Annotated in this window: 4 protein-coding genes; all 4 read left to right on the top strand. The window is 46.6% G+C overall.

Annotated features, from left to right (window positions below):
- On the top strand, window positions 1–289 hold a 289-nt coding region (locus tag U9Q77_11275; protein ID MEA3287937.1), incomplete at its 5' end, for a FlgD immunoglobulin-like domain containing protein.
- A gap of 94 nt (window positions 290–383) precedes the next feature.
- Window positions 384–3,281, top strand: a complete 2,898-nt coding sequence (locus U9Q77_11270) for a TonB-dependent receptor (GenBank protein ID MEA3287936.1) — start codon at window positions 384–386, stop codon at window positions 3,279–3,281.
- A gap of 394 nt (window positions 3,282–3,675) precedes the next feature.
- Window positions 3,676–6,783, top strand: a complete 3,108-nt coding sequence (locus U9Q77_11265) for a hypothetical protein (GenBank protein ID MEA3287935.1) — start codon at window positions 3,676–3,678, stop codon at window positions 6,781–6,783.
- A 47-nt stretch (window positions 6,784–6,830) separates the two neighbouring features.
- A partial coding sequence (locus U9Q77_11260; GenBank protein ID MEA3287934.1) for a hypothetical protein occupies window positions 6,831–7,073 on the top strand: 243 nt, incomplete at its 3' end.

Here is a 7,073-nt window from a genome sequence, read left to right as displayed (position 1 = left end):
GGTAATTCCTGAAGCTTATGCGCTGTATCAGAATTATCCCAATCCCTTTAATCCTACCACAACCATTCGTTACGATCTGCCGGAAGCCGCCGAGGTTTTTCTCACCATATACGATATTAAAGGTCGCGTGGTGAACCAACTTCAGGTTGGAAGTCAGTCCGCCGGCAGTTATGCTTTACAGTGGAATGGTGCATCACAGGCAGGTCTGCAGGTTGCCACAGGTGTCTATCTTTGTCGGATCCAAACAGCATCATATTCACATGTGATCAAGATGCTCTATTTGAAATAGGATTTGATGAATAGCACGATTTAAAATAAGTAGAATAATAACGGGTCATCTCTGCATATTGCAGAGATGACCCGTTGGAATACAGGATACACAGTTGACCATCTTAAGATTTACAGTTGTTGTGGCCGTTCTTTTATTGGGCTCCGCCTGGGGACAGGTTCGGGGAACCATCTCGGGTCAGGTTAGAGACTCCGGATCCGGAGAGGTCCTGATCGGTGTTAATGTCGTGGTCCTGAACACTCCCTATGGTGCCAGTACGGATCTGGATGGTCGTTATCATATCCGGAATGTTATACCGGGTTCACATACATTAATGGTCAGCATGATCGGGTATTCAACTGTACGCATTAAAGGCGTTGAGGTTGTACCTGATCTAACCACACCGGTTGATGTTGAAATGAATACTGCCTCACTTGAAGGACAGGAGGTTGTGGTTGTTGCTGAAAAGCCCCTGGTTCGCAAAGATGCCACAACCAAGATGACCTCAATGTCCCGGGAAGAAATAGCATCTGCACCCATTCAGGATTTTAATGGTCTTCTGGAAACTCAATCGAATATTGATGTCCTGAGTGGTACTCCTATTGCCAAATCCGGGTATAATGATCGTGGTATCGATGATGTCCGATTGCGGGGTGGCCGGAACAATGAAGTTGCCCTCATGATCGATGGTGTTAAAGTGTCCAATCCCTTATTTGGTGGCTTTGGTACCAATATCAGTGTGGGTGCCATCGATCAATTGACCATTGCCTCAGGTGGCTTTAATGCAAAATATGGAAATGCCCTTTCTGGTGTGATTAATCTAAGTACTCGGGAAGGTTCCCAGCAATGGGATGGTTCCTTGAAATATATGTCCAGCGATCCATTCGCTGTGGGGGTATTGACCAACGATAAGGGGCGGGCTCAGGCCAATCAGCAGTTTCAGGCCATGCTTTCCGGGCCGCTTAATTTTCTGGGAAAAGCATCCTTTCTCACCACTGTGGATCTGAGTACTAAAACCGGTTCAATTTATAAATATGATGACATTATCTGGGATGATCTGCGCATCCAGGATCTCAATGGAGATGGTCTTTTGGACACACTGCCAACTTCGGCTGAAATCTTTGATGGTTATGTTGAATATGGTCATCTCGACTCAATATACCCTGGCTTGCTTGGTGCCTTCAATGATATTGAGGGTCCAGACGGTAAAGAGGTAAACCCGCTGGATCAGTTCAAGGGCTGGCAGGGCTTTGGTTGGAATAACAGTATCAATCTTTTCTCGAAGTTTACTTACTATCCACTATCAAATATGAAAATAATCTTCTCCTATTTGGGTGATAATCGCTATCGTCAGTTCAATTCAGGTAACTCCTATTACATCTATCATATGGCCGGTCAAAATGTCCAATTCCTAAGATCCGATAAATATACTTTATCTTTGAATCAGACCTTATCGCCAAACTTCTTTTGGAATTTGATCATTTCCCGGTTTGATCAGCAACGCGAAATCAGGATTCTGAAAAATTATGAGAATCGATACTCCGATGGGATATGGGGAGTCTTCAGACCTCCAGAGAATTACGATAAAAGTCCAGAGGACTATATTGCTGTATCCTCTGATGAAAGTATTCGGGATCCCTTTGAAACAGCTTTCTATTTGCTGGCTGACAACCGTTGGTATGATGATGAATACAGTATCAATTACGAGTTGAGATCTGATTTCACCTGGAATCCGAACCCGGTGACAACCCTGGAATCAGGTATTCAGATCAACCAGATGGAGATCGACTACACTTCTTATCAGAACATCAGCGGGGTTGACCCTTTTCCCACGAGTTACACCCATCGTCCATTGGAAGCCGCCTGGTATATTCAATCCAAATATGAGTGGGATTTTATTATCATGAATCTGGGTTTAAGGGTGGATGCCTCGAATGCTAACGCAGAATTTTGGGAGAATCCCCTGGATCCATTGGGTACGCAGGACTTTTCTGACACAGACCTGGAATACAATGATATCAGTGAAAGTCTAACAAAAGTAAAGATCAGTCCCCGGTTGGGAATTGCTCTGCCCTTAACCGACAAGACCATTGCTCATTTCAATTTTGGGCATTTTTATCAAAATCCAAACTACCGGGATCTGTACCGGGCTTCAGGCGACAATCGTGAGATCAGCATGATCCGCGGCAACATCATTGGCAATCCGCATCTGGAACATGAAAAATCGGTCCAATACGAGATCGGTTTGCAGCATCAGGTTGGAGAAGTAGCCGGCGTGGAATTTACAGTATGGCAGAAAGAGTCCAGTAACCAGGTCGGGTCTGTGGTGGTAGGTGCCTATCAGGATGAAGGCCACGATAACCCCTACAGTTACTCAGTATTTCTAAACAATAATTCAGGATTTGCCCGGGGAGCAGATATTAGTCTGAACCTGCGCAATCTGGGCATCTTCAGTGGCTCCATGCACTATAGCTGGTCTGAATCATACGTGCTCCAGGCCACTTCCTGGGACGGTTTCTGGTCAGGGAATACGCTGGAATCAGGTCCTCGCAATGAAACCCGCAGCCCCTGGGATCAAACCCATGCATTCCGCATGCTGGGAAACATGAGGCTGGGCAAAAAGGTTGGTCCCCAGATCGCCGGGCGCTATCCCCTGGGTAATCTTTTAATATCACTGATCCAACGGATCAACAGCGGCTACCCCTATACACCGTATGTGCCGGGGAATACTTCAATTGAACGCTATAGTCGCCGCTGGCCCATGATGGTCCGGACCGACCTCAAGGTGTTTAAAGGCCTGCAGGTGGCTGGACAGGATGTAAAATTAACCTTCGAAGTGAAGAATCTTTTTGATCATAAGAATATTTTGAGTGGTTACACCCGAACCGGCAGTCCCACGGATCCAGGAACATCCTCCTGGTACACCCTTTCATCCAGCTATTGGGACTCCCGCAACAATAACAATTATGCCATCAGCAGAACCATGCTCTTTGGTTTGGAGTGGGTATGGTAGTCAATACTATAAAAGGCATTAACCACAGAGAACACAGAGGGCGCAGAGTGAATTATACCCAATCCGCTCCTGCCACCAGAAGAACCATGTTCTTTAGTCTGGGGTGGGTATGGTAAACAAACTCATTGATTATTTGAAACATAATTGCTCTCGCAGAGGCACAGAGTGTCATATTGAGTCCACCGAAATGACGCAGAGTTTTATGCATCAGTACGTCAGAAGTTGCCAGAGAAACAGAGCGCTCACAGAATTGAAGAATGGATTGTTTTACGTTACTCTTCGAGGTGTTACTGGGTCACCAAGACATAAAGTTTCAGAAAACTTTTGTCCCGATTCTCTTCGTGCCTTAGTGCCTTTGTGGCTAGTATTCCTTAACCTGTTCATTTTACTATCTATGATCAGCCCTGCTTTTGCAGCAGACCCGGAGCAGAATCGTCAGAAGATGCTGGCCAAACCAGCTTCAAATTTTGACCGGGCCATTGGTTTTATGGATGCCGGTCGCATGAAAGTCAGTGGTGTCGAGAACTTTGGTTTGCTCAGCGGTTGGGATCCACCAAATACAGATTGGTATCCCGGTGCCATCCATGGTAAATGGGGTGAGATCCGCTGGATAGCACCTGTTCTGGCCATGCCTCCCGGTCCCTGGGGGAGAGATGTGCGTACTCAGGATGGTGTTCTTGAAGATCGCAGTGATCAATACAACGTCATCGAATCATTCTCTGCTGTTCATCTCTATGATGGTGATGGCATCACATTCTCCGATTGGGAAGCCAAGGACGGTAGTCAGGAGCATTACCATGGCAGCGTCTCGGAAGAAGGCATTCCCATGATCGCCGTTTCAACCATGGAGCAAAGCTGGCCCCAGGGTTACTACGATAGCACAAAAACCTGGATCACCACCCCTGGTGAAACCCATTGGCCGGGAAAATGGGCGCTTGACCCGGATCCTGATTCTCCAACTTTCAATAAACCACTTCCTGGAACATTTGTTGCCGATAAAGACATCTTTTTTGTCATGGATGATAAATACAACGGTATCCGGTCTGGTGCCAGTACCGCAAAATACGGCTACCCGGTGGGCTTGGATGTTGAGGTCAGCGGCTATAGTTATTCCAGTGTCTGGTATGAAGATATTGTCTTTTTCAACATGAATATTATCTATCGCAGTGCTGATGATCTGCAGAACCCCAACAGCCCGTATTATGATCCGGATCGTCGCCATTATGATGGTGTCATCGATAGCGCTTACTTCGCCTTCTTTGTCGATCCTGACCTGCCCGGAGCGTTTTTACAGAATTCCCTGCAAGCCAGTCCCTGGGCCGAGGATGACTACGCCAGTATTGAAGATGTTGATGGTGACGGTCGACTGGATATCTGCCTCATGTATGATAAACAGGATTACTTCACTGACTACACCAATGGTAATGAGGGACCCGTTTCAGCTTATGGAATTCACTTCTTCAAGACTCCCCGCCAGGTATTGAGTGATCCCAACAGTCCTGAGATCGGCATTACCGGTTTCCATTGGTTTGATCAGGATGATGTGATGCGGTCTCATACCATTAACGAGGAGTGGGAAAAAGTACTCTATACCCTTTGTTCCGGTGAATCTGAACTCCTGGCTGAAGAAGAACGCAATAAATGGTTCCATGATCTGGATGGCGATAATATTGATGAATTATCCACCTTACAGGCCTTCCAGGAATCATTTCCAGTGAACAGTCGACCAGATATTCAGTTCTGGTTCAGCTCAGGTCCCTTCACTCTGGCACCCGGAGATACGATTCCCATCCACATTGGTATTGTTGGTGGACGGGCTGAACCGGGTGGTTATGACAGCCAGGGATTCCCCGTGAATGCCCCTGCTGATCGTTTCAAAGATATTTATGATAACCTGTTTTCAGCCGGAGCCCTTTACAATTCGAACTTTATCGGGGCGAAACCTCCCAAAACACCTGAGTTAAGTGCAGCAGGAACCATTGATACCGATGGTGATGATCACCCGCTCTATTATGGAGAGGATGAACAGGTCACTCTTTTTTGGGGTGCTGAATCAGAGGCTTCAGTTGACTTGATCTCCAAGCAGGTTGATTTCGAAGGATACCGGATCTATCGAACTGTTGTTGATTATGCCAATCAGGGTGATCAGGATTGGGGTGATGAGATCTATGATTATTATGGAGAACTGTTGGGTTTTATACCCATTGCTCAATTTGATCTGGATAATGGCTGGTCTGGTTTTGATCCCTACAATAAGAATTTTCACCTGGGGAATAACACCGGTCTCCAATATAGCTGGACCGATCATGATGTGGTCAACGGCATGCGCTATCGTTACGCGATAACGGCTTACGATCAGCCTTTTGATTCCCTGCGGGTGGGTTCCAATGAATCCTTTATTGGAACTGATTCACGCGATATCAATATTATCGATATTATTCCTGGTGGACAGCCTCTTGGGTTTACCCCTGGTGAAGTTGAGGTCACTCATGTAACCGGTGTGGGCACTGGTGAAGTTGAAGTCATTGTGGTTGATCCCATTGCCATGCAGGCTGGCGAATACACCTTAAGCTTTATCGAGAATGCCGCCAGTGTTGTGTATCAGGTCATCAATGAATGGGGTGCCAGCATTATTGATGGGTTTGCTCCTGAGCAAGCTTCGGGAAATGCCAGCAGTCGGGACTATGTACCTACGGATAATGGCTTTTTACTATCGGTTCGGAATCATGATGAGGTAAAATTTCTTGAAAAGGGCTGGGATACCAATTTAAGCAACTCTCTAATGAGTTTTACTGATCTCATGCAACCAACAGGTAATGCTGAAGAAAGACCAGGAGCCTACTCTGTTGTGTTTGGTGATTCTACGCCTAAATATCCCGACTTTTTTGTGGCAAATGCAGCCAAGGTTCCGTTTCAGATATTTAATGATATTGATGACCCTGATTGGCAGGAACCATTGACTCTGGCCATTGGAACCTCCTCAAATGTTTTTCGGGAGTGGCAGAGTGGCGAGATCATTCAGTTGATGGAGGGTGATCCTCTACACAAAACCTGGTACTTCCAGGCCAGTTGGGATTCTTCAGAGGTGCTTCCTGAAACTGGCGCTGTTTTTGACCTGAGCACCAGTGTTCCGTTTACAGCAGCCGATCAGTTCACCATCAACAGTTTTGCATCTAAAATTAATGAGGACGCAGAAGATCTTGAAGTGAAGGTGGTACCCAATCCATACATCATTAGTTCAGTCACTGAGCGTCGTCATCCCAGTGCACCAACTACCCATGATCTGCGCTTTATCAATCTGCCATCTCATTGTGAAATTCACATCCACACTTTAAATGGTGACCTGGTGAGGAGTTTGCGGCATGATTCAGAGACCGTGGGGGAGCATCACTGGAACATGCTGAGCAGTGATCGCATGGAGATAGCTTATGGTGTCTATATTTATGCAGTTATCGCTGATTCCGGGGAACAGTTCCTGGGGAAATTTGCGGTGATATGGTGATGAATATGAAAACAAGATCATTTATTGCCGCGGATTTACGCGGATTTATGCAGATAAGGGAACGGCTACCCTTCGGTACGATTGCTACGCAATCACTCAGGGGCCGTTCAGACAAACTGGCTGGTCCGCAATCACTGAACTTACCCTTCGATACGATTGCTATGCAATCACTCAGGGGCCGTTCAGGCAGTCCAGCTGATCCACAATCACTCAGGGGCCGTTTTGGAGCACGATCCCAATCGGTCACCGAGTGGTTCCGACGGCCGAGTCGGGAACGTATCGAGGTGCAA

Source organism: Candidatus Neomarinimicrobiota bacterium (genome assembly GCA_034716895.1).
Taxonomy (GTDB): domain Bacteria; phylum Fidelibacterota; class UBA8477; order UBA8477; family JABMPR01; genus JABMPR01.
This window is presented reverse-complemented; position numbering and strand designations above follow the sequence as displayed.